At 69.1% G+C, this 14,879-nt stretch carries 16 protein-coding genes and 1 tRNA gene; 13 read left to right on the top strand and 4 right to left on the bottom strand.

Annotation, left to right across the window (positions count from 1 at the left end; genetic code table 11):
* Positions 1 to 39: 39 nt before the first annotated feature.
* From BST44_RS08900 to BST44_RS08890, 3 genes are all read right to left on the bottom strand, one after another.
* A complete protein-coding gene (locus BST44_RS08900; protein WP_007771418.1) occupies positions 40 to 336 on the bottom strand; it encodes a WXG100 family type VII secretion target in 297 nt (98 codons plus the stop codon).
* 161 nt (positions 337 to 497) lie between these two features.
* A complete protein-coding gene (locus tag BST44_RS08895) occupies positions 498 to 1,655 on the bottom strand; it encodes a PPE family protein, SVP subgroup (RefSeq protein ID WP_083176702.1) in 1,158 nt (385 codons plus the stop codon).
* A gap of 55 nt (positions 1,656 to 1,710) precedes the next feature.
* Positions 1,711 to 2,604, bottom strand: coding sequence for a PPE family protein, SVP subgroup (locus BST44_RS08890; protein WP_083176700.1), 894 nt, complete (start codon positions 2,602 to 2,604; stop codon positions 1,711 to 1,713).
* Between the two features lie 355 nt (positions 2,605 to 2,959).
* On the opposite strand from BST44_RS08890, the gene BST44_RS08885 reads away from it, so the two are divergent.
* The 5 genes from BST44_RS08885 to BST44_RS08865 all read left to right on the top strand — a co-directional run bounded on the left by BST44_RS08885 (position 2,960) and on the right by BST44_RS08865 (position 5,832).
* A tRNA-Leu gene (locus BST44_RS08885) sits at positions 2,960 to 3,033 on the top strand.
* A gap of 151 nt (positions 3,034 to 3,184) precedes the next feature.
* On the top strand, positions 3,185 to 3,655 hold the full coding sequence (locus BST44_RS08880; RefSeq protein WP_083176698.1) for a hypothetical protein: 471 nt from the start codon (positions 3,185 to 3,187) through the stop codon (positions 3,653 to 3,655).
* A 136-nt stretch (positions 3,656 to 3,791) separates the two neighbouring features.
* Complete coding sequence (locus BST44_RS08875) at positions 3,792 to 4,094, top strand: hypothetical protein (RefSeq protein WP_244184760.1); 303 nt, start codon at positions 3,792 to 3,794, stop codon at positions 4,092 to 4,094.
* A gap of 57 nt (positions 4,095 to 4,151) precedes the next feature.
* Positions 4,152 to 4,517, top strand: a complete 366-nt coding sequence (locus tag BST44_RS08870) for a DUF732 domain-containing protein (RefSeq protein WP_083176695.1) — start codon at positions 4,152 to 4,154, stop codon at positions 4,515 to 4,517.
* Positions 4,518 to 4,611: 94 nt separating this feature from the next.
* Complete coding sequence (locus BST44_RS08865; protein WP_083176694.1) at positions 4,612 to 5,832, top strand: class I SAM-dependent methyltransferase; 1,221 nt, start codon at positions 4,612 to 4,614, stop codon at positions 5,830 to 5,832.
* A 3-nt stretch (positions 5,833 to 5,835) separates the two neighbouring features.
* Here BST44_RS08865 and BST44_RS08860 read toward each other — a convergent pair whose 3' ends face one another.
* A complete protein-coding gene (locus tag BST44_RS08860) occupies positions 5,836 to 6,849 on the bottom strand; it encodes a chemotaxis protein CheB (RefSeq protein ID WP_083176692.1) in 1,014 nt (337 codons plus the stop codon).
* Positions 6,850 to 7,070: 221 nt separating this feature from the next.
* Here BST44_RS08860 and BST44_RS08855 point away from each other — a divergent pair, with 221 nt between their 5' ends.
* The 8 genes from BST44_RS08855 (at position 7,071) to BST44_RS08820 (ending at position 14,869) form a co-directional block, all read left to right on the top strand.
* Positions 7,071 to 7,853 carry a hypothetical protein gene (locus tag BST44_RS08855; protein ID WP_083176690.1) on the top strand — a complete coding sequence of 261 codons (783 nt, stop codon included), beginning with the start codon at positions 7,071 to 7,073 and terminating at the stop codon, positions 7,851 to 7,853.
* Between the two features lie 109 nt (positions 7,854 to 7,962).
* Entirely contained in the window at positions 7,963 to 8,718 is a 756-nt protein-coding gene (locus BST44_RS08850) for a dienelactone hydrolase family protein (RefSeq protein WP_083176688.1), read from the top strand.
* Between the two features lie 12 nt (positions 8,719 to 8,730).
* A complete protein-coding gene (locus BST44_RS08845) occupies positions 8,731 to 9,006 on the top strand; it encodes a DUF6295 family protein (RefSeq protein ID WP_083176687.1) in 276 nt (91 codons plus the stop codon).
* 23 nt (positions 9,007 to 9,029) lie between these two features.
* Positions 9,030 to 9,773, top strand: a complete 744-nt coding sequence (locus tag BST44_RS08840) for a DUF427 domain-containing protein (RefSeq protein ID WP_083176850.1) — start codon at positions 9,030 to 9,032, stop codon at positions 9,771 to 9,773.
* Positions 9,774 to 10,151: 378 nt separating this feature from the next.
* Positions 10,152 to 11,213 (top strand): beta-propeller fold lactonase family protein, encoded by a 1,062-nt coding sequence (locus BST44_RS08835; RefSeq protein WP_083176685.1) that lies wholly within the window; start codon positions 10,152 to 10,154, stop codon positions 11,211 to 11,213.
* A 95-nt stretch (positions 11,214 to 11,308) separates the two neighbouring features.
* Positions 11,309 to 12,940 carry a long-chain fatty acid--CoA ligase gene (locus tag BST44_RS08830; protein ID WP_083176684.1) on the top strand — a complete coding sequence of 544 codons (1,632 nt, stop codon included), beginning with the start codon at positions 11,309 to 11,311 and terminating at the stop codon, positions 12,938 to 12,940.
* Between the two features lie 135 nt (positions 12,941 to 13,075).
* Positions 13,076 to 13,945, top strand: coding sequence for a class II glutamine amidotransferase (locus BST44_RS08825; protein ID WP_083176682.1), 870 nt, complete (start codon positions 13,076 to 13,078; stop codon positions 13,943 to 13,945).
* 45 nt (positions 13,946 to 13,990) lie between these two features.
* The gene (locus tag BST44_RS08820) at positions 13,991 to 14,869 is read left to right on the top strand and encodes a patatin-like phospholipase family protein (RefSeq protein ID WP_083176849.1); all 879 of its coding nucleotides are present in this window, start codon (positions 13,991 to 13,993) and stop codon (positions 14,867 to 14,869) included.
* Positions 14,870 to 14,879: the final 10 nt, after the last annotated feature.

Below are 14,879 nucleotides of genomic sequence, written 5' to 3'. Positions count from 1 at the left end.
CCTAATGTCTGGAATGGTACGCAGCCGCGGTTTTTAGCGCTAGCTGCCGAGGATCTGCTGCGAGGCCTGCTCTTGCTGCTCGTAGTTGTTGGCGTCGCGGATCAGCCCGTCGCGCACTCCGTGGAGCATGTTGACGATGTTGCGGAAGGCCTGGTTGACCTGACCCATGGTGTCGTACGACGTGGCCTGCGCCTGGCCGCTCCAGCCCGAGCCGGCGATGTTCATCGACGACGCCCACATCTTGCGGGCCTCGTCCTCGACGGTCTGGGCGTGCACCTCGAAGCGGCCCGCCATCGCCCGCATTTCGTGCGGGTCGGTCATGAAACGTGTTGCCATGTGCTTTCTCCTTATCCCTCAAGCCTTCAGTGTCGAAGTCTTAACAGTTGTAATTGATGCGGTGGTGGCCGCGTTATGGACAGATTACGGCCTGCCGGTTAACTGATCGCCTCAAACGGGTGACATGTACCCCCTAATTTCCCGTAGCGGTAATCGCGACATCAGACAACGACCTGCTTGGGCATGACGATCGGCTTGAAGCCGTACCGCGGCCCGGAACCGTAGGCACCGGCGCCCTTGGCCGCCGCCGCCATGCCGGGCATGCCGGGCATCGCCGCGACAGGCTCGGCCTCGGCCGCGGCCGTCCACCCCGAGCCCTCGAGGGGAGCGGTGGAGGAGGCCAGCGACGCCGGGGCGGCCGCATTCCAGCCGGCCGGCACCGACAGCCCGCCGACGGCGGAGGCCTCGCCCAGGGCGGCCGACGCACCCGCGCCCGACACCGAACCCACCATGGTGCCCTGCACCATCCCACCGGCGAGCGGCGTGACGGAGTCGGTGAGGGCGAACGGGATCGCCGGCACCGTGCCGAGCGTGTGGCCCAGCGAGACCGCGGTCGGGATGGTGTTCATCACGAACCAGGCCGCGGTGTTCACGCCGCCGTTGATGCCGTTGAGCACCGCGGGCGTGCCGAGGAAGTTGTCGATCGAGCCCAAAATCCCCGTGGTCTGGAAGGGCAGGGTGGGGGCGGCCAGAGCCGCGTTGGAGACCGGGGCCGCCAACGCCTGGACCGTGCCGCCCGACGAGTCGGCGGCCAGCGCGGCGCTGTCGGCGGTCGCGGCCAATCCCGGGTTGGTGGTCGAGGCCAGCGGCGTCACGGGTGTGAGCACCCCGGCCACCGCCGACGCGGCCTGGTACGCGGCCATCATGGCGGCGTCCTGGGCCCACATCGCGGCGTAGTCGGCTTCTGCCGCGGCGATCGCGGCCGAATTGACGCCCAGGAAGTTGGTCGCGACGAGCGTCGCCAACAACGTCCGGTTCGCCGCGATCACCGGCGGGGGCACCGTCGCCGCGAACGCCGCTTCGTACGCGGCGGCCGAGGCGGTGGCCTGCGCGCCCGCCTGCTCGAGCGTCGTCGCCGTCTCGGTCAGGTAGGCGATGATCGGCTGAGCCGCGGCGGCGGCCGCAGCCGACCCGCCCCCGGTCCAGTTCTCGGTGGTCAGCAGCGACACGATCGACTCCCACTGGGTCGCCGTAGCGCTCACCTCGGCGGCGAGGTTGGCGTACGCCGTCGCGGCGGCCATCAACGGCGCGGCGCCGGCGCCGGCGTACATGAGCGAGGAGGTGATCTCCGGGGGAATTGCTGCAAAGTCAAGAACCATTTGTGTTTCCCGCTCCTTCTGTCTTTTCGAATCTGCTGTCTAAGTGGCCGAGGAACTAGACGGTCGCCGGCTTGGGCATGACGATCGGCTTGACGCCGTAGCGCGGTGCACCGAAGCCCGCGCTGTTGCGCGCGGCCGCGCCCATCCCCGGCATCCCCGGGATGACGGTCCCCGCGCCGGCCTGCGGTGCGGCGGCCGTCCAGCCCACCGTCTCGAGTGGCGCCGCGCTGGTGCCGACGACCGGGGTGGCCGAGCCGGCCCAGCTGGGCGGCACCGAGAGGTTGCTGACCATGGTCGCCGAGCCCATCGAGGCCAACGGCATGGCGCCCATCCCGGCCATGCCCCCGCCGGCCATCGGCGTCGTGACGTCGGCCAGGCCCGCCGCGTCGGCGGCCGCGCCGGCGGCGTCGGCGGCCGAGGTGTCGAGCAGGCCACCACCGGCCAGGCCCAACAGGTCCGATGCGGCGGAGGCCCAGTTGCCGAAGCCGATGTTGCCGATGTTCGCACCGTTGCTGGACAGACCGAAGATCCCGCCGAGCATGGCCGGGTTGGTGTTGTTGCCGGTGCTGCCGAGCAGCCAGGCCAGGTAGTCGAGCGGCGTGTTCGACGGGGTGGCGGCCGCGGCGGCGAGAGGCGACGCGGCATTGGAAAGCGTGGCCTGGGCCGCGTTGATGGCCTCGGTGTCGCCGTAGCTGCCGGAGCTGATGCCCAGGGTTTGCGCGTAATTCTCCAGCAGCGCCTGCGCCTCCGTGGCGATCGCCTGGTACTGGGTGCCGTACGTCGAGAAGATGGCCGCCTGCTGGGCCGACACCGGGTCGGCCGCCGCGGGAGCGATCACCGTCGTCGCCGACGCCGCGCCCGCGTTCTGCGCCGCCAAGTTGGTGTTGATCCCCGACAGCAGCTGCTCCGCAGCCAGCATCTCTTCGGTCTGTGTCGTCAAAAATGACATCTGTTGCTCCTAGTGTTCGGAACTAGCCGACCCCCATGCGGTGGATCGACCTGAGTGTTCGCGTAACGGCCCCTGTGCGTTGGCGTAACACTAACGACCCACGACTCCACGTTCCCGATCGAAAGCGCCAGCGTGACAGCCGTTTACGGCTTCTTAACGATGAAGCCGACAGTTTTAACACGGTCCTGCCGCACGACATAGCGGTGTCATCTGTCATCTGGAGGAAAGCCGTGGTTAAGCAGGGCGGCCGCGGATTTTAGCCGACGACACCCCGCAACGCATGTGGGGCGTTAAGCCCATTCGGGCGGCATGCGATGCTTCGGAATCGGCGCCGGCGCGCTAAATTCGCCGCCGGGCCCCCATAGCCCAATTGGCAGAGGCAGCGGACTTAAAATCCGCCCAGTGTCGGTTCGAGTCCGACTGGGGGCACCCGCGGTCGGCCGGCTCACGGCGTCGCCCCCGTAACCCCCGCCGGGCCGGTTCAGGCGGCCGCACCGGATCGCATCCGGGCCGTCTTTCGTCCGAGGTAGAGCCTTTGTGCCCTGTCTGGCGGGCGTCGTCGGGGCGAAGGATCACCCGTGTGATCAAGCAAGCCATGGTGGGCATTGCGGCGGCGCTGGTCGTCGCCGGCTGTTCGTCCCACACAGACACCAGCGGTGGCGGCACCACCACGACAACCCGCGACGGTCAGGCCGTGCGGGGATGGGTCGAACTGACCAAGGGCCCCATGCAGGACCTGGGTATCGCCATGGGCAAGGCCACCTTCGCGATCAACAGCCACGACTACGCGGCTCTGAGGGCCGCCTGCCACGACGGGCACGAGGCGGCAAGCTCCCTGCAGGGCCACATGCCCTCCCCTGACAAAGAGCTCACCGTCGCGCTGCAGGCCAGCCTCGACGACTTCGACGCCGCGTCGCACTTCTGCGTCGCCGCGATCGAGGACACCGACGCGAATGAGGCCCGGCACGCGGGCGAATTCATGAATTCCGCCGAAGGGCATCTCACGACCGCCACCGCCATCCGCGACCGCATCCTCAACGGGTCCGCGTAGGTTCACGCCCCGGCCGTTCCTTCGGCGAAAGACGACCAAGGGTCCGGTCCGGGAGGACCTTGGCCCCTACCACCGCTGGGAGGCAGGGCCGACAGTGAGATCACCCGGCCGGCCGGGGATTCGAGAGGAGAAGGAAATGAGTCGCGAAGTGAGCAAGTTCTTCTGCGGAGCGTTCGCCGGAATCGCCTACGCGCACGCGGGCTACGCCATCGCGGCCTCCGCCGGCATCATCGACGAACCCATCTTCCTCGGCAGGAGGTGGGGCGTCGGATTCATGTGGACAGAGGCCGTCGTCTACACCGCGATCAGCGCGGCCCTCGGGTACGCCGGTTGGCGCTCGCAGCCGGCGGCGCTGCACGAGGTCGGCGCGCCGCAGACCGACGGCCAGACCACGCAACCCGTGAGCTCCTCGAAAGTGCCCCTGTCTACCCCGAATTGATCGATCCGACGGAGTGCAGGCGCGCTCTGTCCGCACGGAAAGGACACCGCGGCCGGTATGAACGTCCGTCCCGGAAAGTGGCCGGTCGCGTGCGCGGTCGTGCTGCTGGCCGCCGTGTCGTTTTCGTCGGCGACGGCATCGGCAGATCCGGCCGATGACGCGTTCATCGCCTCCCTGGCGAACTACGGTATCGAGGTCCGCGACAGCGGGACCGCGATCGCGATGGGCCACCGGGTGTGCACGGGATTCGACAACAAGGCGAATGCGAGCGTGTTGGCGATGAAGGTGAAGCGCGACACCGATCTCTCGATGAAAGAAGCCAGCTACTTCGTCGGGCTGTCCGTCGCCGCCTACTGCCCGCAGTACCGGGGGCAGATCGATCGGTCGTTGATCTGGCTGATCCCCGGGCCCCCGCTGATGTGAACCGGACGAGCCGGCGAGGCGCAGGTCGGCGAGCCGAACCGCGCCACGCACAGTAAGTTGGTCGCGACCGCCACCGCGAAGGAGCCGCGCCGAAGTGACCGACGATCCGCGGGGCGACGACGTCTCCCGGCAATACGACCGGTGGGAGTATCCGCCCCCGGTCACCGATCTCGCGGCATGGAGCAAGAATCACTGGGACTGGTTCGATCCCTTCTGGGCGCACCGGGTCTTGTGGCCGGACCGCGGGTACAAGCCCGACCTCGACATTCTCATCGCGGGTTGTGGCACCTTCCAGGCGGCGCTCTTCGCTTTCATGAACCGCGCCGCCAGCGTGGTCGCGATCGACGTCAGCCGCTCGGCGCTCAACCACGAGCGGTATCTGAAGGGCAAGCATGGCCTCGACAACCTGGAACTGCATCTGCTGCCCATCGAAGAGGTATCGGCGCTTGGCCGCGACTTCGACCTGATCGTGTCCACCGGCGTGCTGCACCACCTGGCGGATCCGCTCGCCGGGCTCAAAGCCCTTGGCGAGTGCCTGCGCTCGGACGGGGCGCTGGGCGTCATGCTCTACGCGAAGTACGGCCGAATCGGGGTCGACATGCTCGAGTCCGCGTTCCGCGACCTGGGACTGGTGCAAGACGACGCGTCCGTCCAACTGGTGAAGGAGGCGATTGCGGTGTTGCCGGCCGATCACCCCGTCCGGCCCTACCTGAAGAGCGCGCACGACCTGCTGTCCGACGGCGCCCTGGTCGACACCTTCCTGCACAGCCGCCAGTGCAGCTACACCGTCGAGGAATGCCTGGACCTGGTCGGATCCGCCGGACTGGCGTTCCAGGGCTGGTTCCACAAAACGCCGTACTACCCGCACGACTTCGTCGCGCCGGCGAGCCACTTCCAGGCGCTGCTGAACCGACTGCCCGAAGCCCGACTCTGGTCGGTGATGGAGCGCCTGCAGCCGGTGAACGCCACCCACTTCTTCATCGCCTGCCGCCCGGAACGTCCGAAGGCGCACTACGCGATCGACTTCTCGACGGCCGCTGCGCTCGACTACGTCCCGTTACTGCGGACGGCCTGCCTGCTGTCCGGGGACGAAATCCACTTGCCCGGAACCAAATTGAAGCTCAACCCGGCGCAGCTGCCCTTCGTTCAGCACGTCGACGCGCGACGCACGATCGGCGACATCATCGAGCTGGTGGCACAGCGCGGGTCCGTCGACCCACAACACCGTGACCTGGTAGGGGAATTCGGGCGCAAGCTGTTCGAGTCGCTGTGGCGCCTCGACTTTCTGGCGATGGCACTGAACCCGTCCTGCTAGCCCTCACGGCCCTTCGGCGCCGTCGCTGTTGTCGGCCTTGGCCGTCAGCAGGCCCTGGCGCAACGCGGAGATCGCGTGCGCCGCCCGGTTCGCGGCGACGGTATAGCCTTCCAGATCCGCCGCGCTCTCGGCGTTTTCGGCGAGCGTACTAGACAGTCGGGCGGTGTCCTTCAGGTTGCGGATCGCCGCCCAGATCGCCTCCTCCAGCTCGTCGCCGTAGGCGACCAGCAGCGACTGGGCCGTCCATGCATGACCGACCTGGCAGCGATAGGCGTTGTGGCCCACGGACATCAGCGTGCCGTTGCAGCTGGGGCAGGTGTACCCGGTCGGCGGCCCCAAATCCTCCACGCCCACCGACGCGGCGAACTGACTGTCCAGCGCGATCCGATTCTCCAGCTCGAGCCGCCCGTCGGGGTCCGCCGGCTGTTCTTCGATGTTGCGATCGGCCAGCTGTGCGAGCAGGTCGCCGATCTCCTTCGCCGTCGCCGTGTGATCGGCGACGTCGGCTTTCAGGGCGTTTTTCGGCAGATCGGGAAACAGCGCGTCCGTCGGTTCTTGCACCACCGTGACTCCTCCCTTGGCCTTGATGGCGCGCAGTCCGGCCACGCCGTCGTCGAGCAGCCCCGACATCAAGACACCGATCGCGCGGGGGCCGTAGTCCAGCGCGACGGACCGGAACAGGGCGTCGATTCCCGGTCGGCGGCCGCTTTCCCACGGCCCGTCCGACAGCGCCACCCGATGGTCGCGGGCGAGCAGATGGTGATCGGGCACGGCGGCGTAGATGCGGCCCGCCTCCAGGACGGCGCCGTCGATCGCTGCGACCGCCGGCAACGGGCCGCTTCGATCGATGATCTGCGCCAGCAGAGAAGGCGCTCCGCGGCTCATGTGGATGACGATCATCACCGCGTACGGGAAGTCCGGCGGCATCGCCGCGGCCAGCTCGCTCAACGCCTCGATGCCCCCGGCGGATGCACCGATCGCCACCACGCCCTCAGCCGGTTTTGCCGTGCGCGCCATAGCTCGACCCAGCCTTGCCCTGGCTGACAGCTCGGAGATCCCGCCACCGTCTGCAAACGTATGGCTACCAGACTGACCCACGCGGGCGCCGCCGCCAAGGGCCATAAGCCCTCTGCGCGGCTCGCCGCCGCACCGCAGGCAAAGCGCTTGGCCACCCGCGGACCAAATGTTGGGCCTGCCGCCGACGGCGCGCCGAACCGCCACTCATACACTGACCCACCGTGGGCATGCTGTTTGGTCTCGCGCCATGGATCGCTTTCTGGGTGCTCGTCGGCAACGTCCCGGTCGCCGCCGCCGTGCTGGTCGGGCTGGCGTTGGCGGTCGCGGCGTCGGCGATCGCGAGCGTCACCGCCAAGCCGCAGCGAACGCTCGAAATCGGTTCGGCCGCAGTCTTTGTGGTGCTCGCGGTGCTGACGTTCGCGCTCGGGGGATCGTTCGCCCAGCGGTGGATGCTGCCGCTGAGCGCCGCCGGGTTCCTTGCGGTTGCGCTGGCCGGCGCGCTGACCGGCAAGCCGTTCGTGCGCGCGTTCGCCGCCGCGGAACAGCCCCCCGACGTCGTCAAGACCGAGCTGTTCGGCCGGATGGTGGGCGTGCTGAGCTGGATCTGGGTGGCGGCGGCGGCCGCCATGACGGTGTCGTCGGCGATTCCGCCGATCGTGCGCAGCGACGCCACATTTCTCGACAACACGACCGCGCTGTCCTACCTGTGTTACTGGCTCATCCCGTTCACGCTGTTCGGCCTCGCGGCGCTGGCGTCGCGGTTGGTGACCGAGCGGATGCTCGTCGGCATCGACGACATGGAACGGGAGACCTCGTTCGTCGCTTACGACGAGGCCACCATCGACGAGCTGTACTTCCTCGCCCAGGAACACGCGAACCGGGAGGTCGGCCCCGGCAAGGAGGCCTACAACGTGAAGGTCGGGGGCATGGGCACGCCGCTGACCGGGGATGAGTCCCGCAAGTCGTGGCCGTCGACTTACAAGGTGCGCGACAAGCGGCGCTGAACGCGCGCGGCTGGTCCGATACGTTGGTTCCCGGCGGGGCGGTCCCGGACCGGTCGCATGCGCTCCGCGTCCCGTTGCGGCCATCCACTGAGCCCCAAGAGGATTTGCGATGAACGCGCTCAGCCCCGACGCCATCCGCGCGGAAACCATCACCATCACCGGCCACGGCGGCGACCAGATCGAGGCGTACCGCGCCTCGCCGCTCGCCCAGGGATCGCGCGGCGGGATCGTGTGGATCCATCACATGCCCGGCTATGACCGCGAAACGAAGGAGTTCGTTCGGCGGCTCGCCGTAGGCGGCTACCACGCCGTGGCCCCGAACCTCTATTCCCGCGAGGCCCCCGGTGCGTCGCCGGACGACGCCGCGGCGGCGGCGCGGGCCGCGGGCGGGGTGCCCGACGAACGGTTGGTCGGCGATGTCGCGGGCGCGGTCGAGCACCTGCGGTCCCTGCCGGGTGCCAACGGAAAGGTCGGCGTGATCGGGCACTGTTCGGGTGGGCGGCACGCTTACCTGGCGGCGTGTTCGCTGCCGTTCGACGCCGCGGTGGACTGCTACGGCGCTTTCATCGTCGAAGACCCGCCGGAGGGCATGCCCAAGGCGATGAAGCCGATCCTGCAGCTGGCGCCGGGCCTGAGTTGCCCGCTGCTCGGTTTGTTCGGGCTCGACGACCGATTCCCCGCACCGGCCGCGGTGGCCGCACTGGACGAGGAGCTGAACAGGCTGGACAAGCCGCACGAGTTCCACTCCTACGAGGGCGCGGGTCACTCGTTCTTCTCCGTCGACCGGCCCGCTTACCGGCCGGAGGCGGCGGTGGACGGCTGGCGGCGCATCGACGACTTCTTCGCCGCCCACCTGAAAGGTTAGGTACCGCCCGCCATGTGCACTTACCTCACCGAACACGTCGGGATCGACGGCAGCGGCAAGGGCGCCACGGGGTGGTTCGGCGCCAGCCGCGCGACGGTGTACGTCGATCACCCGGTCCACGCGCCCTACGGCCACACCGTCAACATCGACGTGATCAACCCGGAGCTCGGGCCGTCGGCGCGGGTGGCGCTCGAGCTCACCGAGGAGAGCGCCCTGGCGCTGGCCGACGCCATCCGGAAGGCGATCGCCCACGCGCCGGCCGGCCTGGCCTCCAGGGACCAGAAGTGACCGCCGGCCGCGACTACCCCCAAATGGCCGCCGCCCGCGGCAGAGTCGAGCCCGCGCCGCGCCGGGTACGCGGCTATCTGGGCGATGCGCTGGTCTTCGACACCACCGCCGCCCGCTATGTGTGGGAGGTCCCGTACTACCCGCAGTACTACATCCCGCTCGCCGATGTCCGCGCGGAGTTTCTGCGCGACGAAGACCATCCGCAGCAGGTGCAGTTCGGGCCGTCGCGGCTGCACTCACTTCAGGCGGCCGGCGAGACCCACCCGTCGGCCGCGCGGGTGTTCGACGCCGACGGTGACGGCCCGGTGGCCGGGACGGTGCGATTCGAATGGAATGCGTTGCGGTGGTTCGAGGAGGACGAGCCGATCTACGGCCATCCGCGCAGCCCGTATTCGCGGGTTGACGCGCTACGCTCACACCGGCATATCCGCGTCGAGCTTGACGGGGTTACGTTGGCGGACACCGCGTCTCCTGTCCTGCTGTTTGAAACCGGTTTGCCGACAAGGTATTACATCGACCCCACCGACGTCGCTTTCGAGCATCTGGAACCCAGCCCGACGCAGACGCTGTGCCCGTACAAGGGGGTGACGTCGGGATACTGGTCGGTGCGGACCCCCAGCGGGCTGCATCCAGACCTGGCCTGGACGTACCATTACCCGTTGCCCGCCGTCGGGCAGATCGCCGGGCTGGTGGCGTTTTACAACGAGAAGCTGGACATCGTCGTCGACGGCACCGCCTTGCCCCGGCCGCAAACCCAGTTCAGCTAGCGGATCGGAGTGTGATCTTTCACTCTTCGCGCCGAAGCCTGAGATTTTCCTATGCGGCACGACGACACGGCCCTGACCGGGGACGTTAGCGATGGGAGCGAAATCCGCCGGGTGCGCGTTTGCATCACTTTCGCTACGGGTAAGCGACTGCGATACAGCGTAATTGGAAGCCTGAGCAGAACCTGAGTGCGGGGAGTGACGTAGCTAACGTCGGGGGATTTCGAACCGCTTTGACGCGGATTTCGGCGGCTAGAATCGCAAAAACCAGTCGCGTCAGCGCCTTTCGGTGCTGAGATCCTCCTGGATCCGGGGGCCGGATCGTCGTGCGAGTCCCGGCGACGTCCCCCCGCGCCGACAACACAGCAAAGGCGGTGCAGTGTGAGCGGTGTCAATGACCGCAAAGCCTTCGAGGACCACCGGGACGAGCCGGCGTTCCGGCTCGATGAGACCTCGGTGGTCCGGATTCCGGTAGGGAACGGCCCGATCAGCGACATCGGCGTCAGCCCCGACGGAAGTCGACTCGTCGTCGCCAACCACGGCCGCGACGCGGTCTCGGTCATCGACACCGATGCCCGTCGGGTGGTGCGGACCGTTACCGGCCTGGCCGAGCCGTTCGCGGTCGCCCTGAGCGGCGGGGACGCCCCGCTCGCCTTCGTCAGCACCGCGACGATGTCGTACGACTCCGTCGACGTCGTCGACCTGGCGACCGGCGCGCACGTCGCCACGCACCCGCTGGCGCACAACGTGAGCGATCTGGCCGTCAGCGGCGACGGGAGGCTCGTCTACGCCAGCCGCAACGGCGCCCAGGGCGCCGACGTCACGGTCCTGGACGTCACCACGGACGACGTGGCGGTGATCGAGCTCGCCAGCGAGCCGGGGACCACCGCCGACTGCCTGTGCGTCAGCCCCGACGGCCGCCACCTGTACGCCGCCATCAACGGGCCGTCCGGCGGCCAGCTGGTCGAAGTCGACCCCGGGCGCTCGCGCATCGTCGGCGCCTACGAGCTCGGTTTGCCCATCCGCGACGTCGCGCTGAGTGACGACGGCGGCACGGCCTACGTCGCCAGCTGCGGGCCGGTCGTGGGGGCGGTGCTCGACGTCGTCGACACCCGGACCCGCAAGATCACCGGCACGCGCAAGCTCAGCGAGGTCGCCGGCCCGCTCACCCGCCTGACGCTCAGCCGGGACGGCCGCCGCGCCTACCTGGTCAGCGACGACCGCGTCGCGGTGGTTTGCACGCGCAGCCACGACGTCGTCGGCGACATCACGGTGGCCAAGCAGCCGTCCTGCGTGGTCGAAAGTCCGGACGGCAGGTATCTCTACATCGCCGGCTACTCCGGCACGATCACCGCGGCGCCGATAGCCGCGTCCGGGGGATCCGCCGAGGCGTCGACCACCCGGCTGCCCGCGCTGGCTCAGCGGGAACCCGTACTCGCCTAGGGTGATTGCCGACGCCGCCGCCGGACCCGGCTTAGGGTGGAGGCGGCCGGTTGACATCAGGCGGCGCTGCGCCGAGATCCAAAGGCGGTACCTCAATGGACAGCACGATGCAGGACGTTCCGTTGACGATCACCGCGATCATGCGGCACGGCTGCGGCGTGCACGGTGCGCGCACGGTCACCACCGCCACCGGCGACGGCTACCGGCGGCTCAGCTACCGCGAACTCGGGCAGGACGCCGCCCGGCTGGCGAACGGGTTGCGCCGCCTCGGCGTCGACGGGGATCAGCGGGTGGCCACGTTCATGTGGAACAACGCCGAGCACCTGGCGACCTACCTGGCGGTGCCGTCGATGGGCGCCGTGCTGCACACCCTGAACATCCGCCTGTTCGCCGAACAGATCTCCTACGTCGCCAACGAGGCCGAGGACCAGGTGGTGCTGGTCGACGCGTCGCTCGCCAAGCTGCTCGCCCCGGTGCTGGGCGAGCTGAAGACTGTGCACACGGTGATCGTGGTCGGCGAGGGTGACCAGGCCCCGTTCGAAGGGGCGGGCAAGACCGTCCTGCGGTACGCCGACGTCCTCGCCGGCGAATCGACCGAGTTCGACTGGCCCGAGATCGACGAGAGGTCCGCGGCCGCGATGTGCTACACGAGCGGCACCACCGGCAACCCGAAAGGCGTGGTCTACAGCCACCGCTCGAGCTACCTGCACACCATGGCGGCCTGCACGGCCAACGGCATCGGCGTGGCTGCCGTCGACAGCGTGCTGCCGATCGTGCCGATGTTCCACGCCAACGCGTGGGGCCTGCCGTACGCCGCCCTGATGGCCGGCGCCGACCTGGTGCTGCCCGACTGCCACCTCGACGCGCGGTCACTGATCCGCATGGTCGAGGACCTCCGGCCGACCGTGGCGGGCGCGGTCCCGACGATCTGGAACGACGTGCTGCATCGCCTGGAGGAAGAACCCGGCCACGACATGTCGTCGCTGCGGCTGGTGGTCTGCGGCGGCTCGGCCGTCCCGGTGTCGCTGATGCGCACCTTCGAGGAAAAGCACGGCGTGCAGATCCGGCAGCTGTGGGGCATGACGGAGACCTCCCCGATGGCGACCATGGCGTGGCCGCCGCCTGGTACGCCCGAGGACCAGCACTGGGCGTTCCGCGCCACCCAGGGGCAACCGGTCTGCGGTGTCCAGATGCGCATCGTCGACGACGACGGCCGGGTGCTGCCGAACGACGGGGAGGCCGTGGGGGAGGTGGAAGTCCGCGGCCCGTGGATCGCGGGCTCGTACTACCTGACGGCCGACGACGAGAAGTTCGACTCCGGCTGGTTGCGCACCGGCGACGTGGGGCGGCTCGACGAGCGGGGCTTCGTCACCCTGACCGACCGGGCCAAGGACGTCATCAAGTCCGGTGGGGAGTGGATCTCCTCGGTCGAGCTGGAGAACGACTTGATCGGGCACCCCCACGTCGTCGAGGCGGCGGTCGTCGGCGTGCCCGACGAGCGGTGGCAGGAACGGCCGCTGGCCGTCGTGGTCGCCAAGGAAGGCACCACGGTCAGCGCCGAGGATCTGCGAAAGTTCCTCGCGGAGAAGGTGGTTCGCTGGTGGCTGCCCGAGCGGTGGGCGTTCGTCGAGGAGATTCCGCGCACCAGTGTGGGCAAGTACGACAAGAAGGCCATCCGGGCGCGCTACGCCGAGCATGGCTACTGGGTGGTCGAGGCCCGCGACTGAGCGCCGCGGGTTGGCGGCGCGAGCAGACGCAAAATCGCATCGCTTCGCCCCGAAGCGTGCGATTTTGCGTCTGCTCGCGAATGAGGGCGGAGCTCGCGCGCGTGTTGACCAGGCGATCCTGGGTACCGTGCTGATATGTGTCGACTTTTCGGATTGCACGCCGGGACGGACGTTTGTACCGCGACGTTTTGGTTGTTGGACGCCCCCGACAGCCTGTCGGTCCAGAGCAGGAGGAACCCGGACGGCACCGGCCTGGGCGTCTTCGACGAACGCGGCCGGCCGCGGCTGGACAAGCAGCCGATGGCGGCCTGGGAGGACTCCGCGTTCGCCACAGACGCCCACGAGATGACCGGCACCACCTTCATCGCCCACGTGCGCTACGCGACAACCGGCTCACACGAGACCCGTAACACTCATCCTTTTCTGCAGGACGGGCGGATATTCGCGCACAACGGCGTGGTCGAGGGGCTGGAGGTTCTCGATGCCCGGCTGCGCGAGCTCGGCACCGACGACCTGGTGCAGGGCGACACCGACTCCGAGCGGGTCTTCGCCTTGATCACCGGTTGCGCCCGAGCCCAAAGCGGCGACACGACAGCGGGTTTGCTCGATGCCATCCGGTGGCTTGCGGACAGCGTGCCGATCTTCGGGGTCAACGTGCTGCTGAGTACGGCCACCGAGATGTGGGCGCTGCGGTACCCGGCGAGCAACCGGCTCTATGTCTTGGACCGGCGCTATGAGCCCGAGTCGGCGCGAGACTTCCACATGCGCACCGACCGGATCCGCGCCTGGTCGAAGCATCTGTGCGCCCGATCGTCGGTGATATTCGCCAGTGAACCGATGGACGGCGACCCGCGCTGGCGCCTGCTGGACCCCGGCGAGCTCGTCCATGTCGACGCGGGACTGCACATCACCAGCAAGGTGGTGCTGCCCGACCCGCCCAGGCACCTGATCCGCGAGGAGGATCTCAGCGTGCCGGCGCAGCAGGCGCAGCTGCTCTCGCCGTAAACCCCGCCACTGCGGCGCCCACGGCTGCTGGCAGAGTGGGTGGGCGTGACAACCAGACGGGCGCTTGTGCTGGCCGGCGGCGGGATCGCGGGAATAGCCTGGGAGACAGGCGTTTTGCGGGGCATCGCCGACGCGTCGCCGGCGGCGGCGCGGCTGTTGCTGGGCGCCGACGTGCTGGTGGGAACCTCGGCGGGCTCGGCCGTGGCCGCACAGATCGCCGGCGGCAGCCCGCTTGACGCGCTGTTCGACCGGCAGGTCGCCGAATCGTCGGCCGAGATCGATTCCGGGGTCGACGTCGACTCGATCACCGAGATGTTCCTGACCGCCCTGGCCGAGCCCTATGCGGACGGCTCGGACCGGACGCGTGAGCAGATGCGGCGGATCGGTGCCGTGGCGCTGGCCGCCAAAACCGTTGCGCCGCCGGTGCGGCGCCGGGTGATCGCCCAACGGCTGCCGTCGCACGTCTGGCCCGACCGGACGCTGCGGATCACCGCCATCGACGCGGACACCGGGGAACTGGTGGCCTTCGATCGCGACTCCCGCGTCGACCTCGTCGACGCGGTGGCCGCCAGCTGCGCGGTGCCGGGGGCGTGGCCGCCGGTGGCGATCGCGGGCCGGCGCTACATGGACGGTGGGGTCGCCAGCTTGGTCAACCTCGGCGTGGCCGCCGATTGCGACGCGGCGGTGGTGCTGGTGCCGTCGGCCGCGGACGCGCCCGCCCCGTTCGGCGCGGGCCCGGCCGCGGAGATCTCCTCGTTCCCCGGTGCGACGTTCGCGGTGTTCGCCGATCACCGCTCGCTGGAGGCGTTCGGGCCCAACCCGCTGGACCCCCGGTGCCGCGTCGCATCGGCGCTGGCCGGGCGCGAGCAGGGCCGCCGCGAAGCCGGGGCCGTCGCGCGGTTCTTGGGGTGCGATCGACGCTGAGCCGTTGCGG

Origin of the sequence: Mycobacterium scrofulaceum, assembly GCF_002086735.1 — a bacterium.
GTDB classification, from domain to species: Bacteria; Actinomycetota; Actinomycetes; order Mycobacteriales; family Mycobacteriaceae; genus Mycobacterium; species Mycobacterium scrofulaceum.
The sequence above is the reverse complement of the archived record's forward strand: the minus strand, read 5'-3'. Positions and strand labels throughout refer to the sequence as shown.